A 2,456-nucleotide genomic window follows, 5' to 3' on the forward strand; every position below is an offset into this window, starting at 1 on the left:
GACGAGTCCGAATCGGATGGCGAAACGAGCGGTGTCGAGGTTGCGCCGCCGTCGGACACGTGGACGAGTCCGCGGGCTATCAAGACGTGGATTGGCGCGGTGTTGGTCACGCTGGGGCTCCTGGCCGAGTTTGTACTCACGAGCCAGAACGTCGCTGTCGCAAGCATCCTCGCGTATCGGCTGACAGTCGCTGATGTGCTGTTCCTCGGTGCTGTCGCCGCCAGCGGCTTCCCGGTTGTCCGCAGTGGGTACTACTCGGCGAAGAACCTGAGCCTCGACATCGACCTCCTGATGGGGACGGCCATCATCGCCGCGACCGGTATCGGCTACTTCGTCGAAGCAGCCACCTTGGCCGTACTCTTCAGCATCGCTGAACTACTCGAAGACTACGCGATGGACAAGGCCCGCGACTCGCTGCGGGAGTTAATGGAACTGTCCCCGGATGAGGCAACAGTCAAACGAGACAGCGGGGAGGTGACTGTTCCAGCAGACGATGTACAAACCGGCGAAGTTGTTGTCGTCCGTCCCGGCGATAAAATCCCACTCGATGGGACGGTTGTCGACGGAGAGAGCGCCGTCGACGAGTCACCGATTACGGGCGAGAGCGTTCCCGTCGACAAAACGACTGGCGACGAAGTGTACGCCGGGGCGATAAATGCCGAGGGCTATCTCGAAGTGGAGGTCACGTCGCTGGCGTCGGACTCGACGCTTTCACAAATCATCGAGATGGTGCAAGGCGCACAGGCCAACAAGACAGAGACCGAGCAGTTCGTCGACCGGTTCTCGGGATACTACACCCCGGCTGTCGTCGTGCTGGCAATCCTGACGGCCGCGATTCCACCGTTCCTCATTGGCGAGACGGTCACGGTCGAGTTCGTGGGACAGACGCTCGCATTTGCGGGTGGGTGGCAGACGTGGTTCATCCGGGGACTGACGTTACTCGTCATCGCCTGTCCATGTGCGTTCGTCATCTCGACTCCCGTCTCCGTCGTCTCGGGCATTACCAGCGCAGCCAAGAACGGCGTTCTCATCAAGGGTGGTAACTACCTCGAAGCGATGGGCGAAGTCGACGCCGTCTCGCTCGACAAGACGGGGACGCTAACGAAGGGTGAACTCGCCGTCACTGATGTCATTCCGCTCGGCGACACTGCCGAGAGCGAACTGCTCCGATATGCGGCGGGTATCGAACAGCGGAGCGAACACCCTATCGCCGACGCAACATTGGCCCGTGCCAACAGCGACGGCATTGATGACCTCCCGAACCCAGCACGGTTCGAGAGCCTAACCGGGAAGGGAATCCGGGCGGATATCGACGGCGAGACGTACTACGCGGGGAAACCCGCGCTGTTCGAGGAGTTAGGATTCGAGCTCGATGCCCGCAGTGCAACCGACGGTGGACATGTGACCACTACTGAGAGCGGGCTTTCGGACGACACGCTCGCGGAGTTGGAGCGTGAGGGGAAGACGGTCGTCCTCATCGGGACAGAATCGACCCTCCTCGGGGTCATCGCTATCGCCGACGAAGTCCGCCCCGCCTCTAAGCAGGCCGTTGAACGCCTTCGGGAGCTGGGCGTCGGTCGAGTGGTAATGTTGACGGGAGATAACGAAGGCACCGCACAGGCCATCGCCGAGGAGGTGGGTGTCGATGAGTACCGAGCCGAACTCCTCCCGGAGGAGAAGGTCGATGCTATCGAGTCACTGCAAGCAACGGACGGTGACGTAGCGATGGTCGGCGACGGTATCAACGATGCCCCGGCGCTGGCCACCGCAGAGGTAGGCGTTGCAATGGGAGCGGCAGGGACCGATACCGCACTCGAAACAGCCGATATCGCACTGATGGGTGACGATATCGGAAAACTACCGTATCTGTATGCGCTTGCCAACAAGGCCAACGGTGTCATCCGGCAGAATATCATTGTGAGCCTCGGTGTGAAGGCACTGCTCGCAATCGGCGTGCCCATCGGCGTCGTCACTGTAGCGATTGCAGTCGTTGTCGGCGACATGGGTATGAGCCTTGGAGTGACGGGCAATGCGATGCGCCTGTCACGGCTGAAACCAGAGGCACTCCTTCAGTGAACCAATCACCGAGAAGATCCGTGCTATTACGTCCCTATGATTTGGTGGTCCGGTACTCCCTGACGCAATTGGCGGTTGATTTTCTCCGAGATAATATGCGTAGATGTACGCGAATCGCCAGACAGCACTACACCGATTCGGAACTGTTTGACTGTCGAACGAAAAGCAACTCCACTGCGTTCATCGGCAAGTCTAACCCGTCGCAGTCGGTCAGTTTGAGTGGTGAAAATACGCCACGGGCGCTGAGGGCGCTCGCTCGTCTGTCGAACGGATCGTCCTTTCGGGCGTGAGGCGGACAAATTCGAACTCTCTAACGTACACCGAAAAACACAGTAATCTGTGTGTTCATAGGTTTCTGTATGCCAAGTATCACGGTCAAT

Annotated in this window: 1 protein-coding gene; it reads left to right on the forward strand. The window is 59.4% G+C overall.

What is annotated here, in order from left to right; translation table 11 throughout:
- Window positions 1–2,076 (forward strand): heavy metal translocating P-type ATPase (locus tag Q0964_RS14710; protein ID WP_299269010.1); only part of this gene is annotated, 2,076 nt, incomplete at its 5' end.
- Window positions 2,077–2,456: the final 380 nt, after the last annotated feature.

It is taken from the genome of Halorientalis sp., assembly GCF_028275115.1.
Classification (GTDB): domain Archaea; phylum Halobacteriota; class Halobacteria; order Halobacteriales; family Haloarculaceae; genus Halorientalis.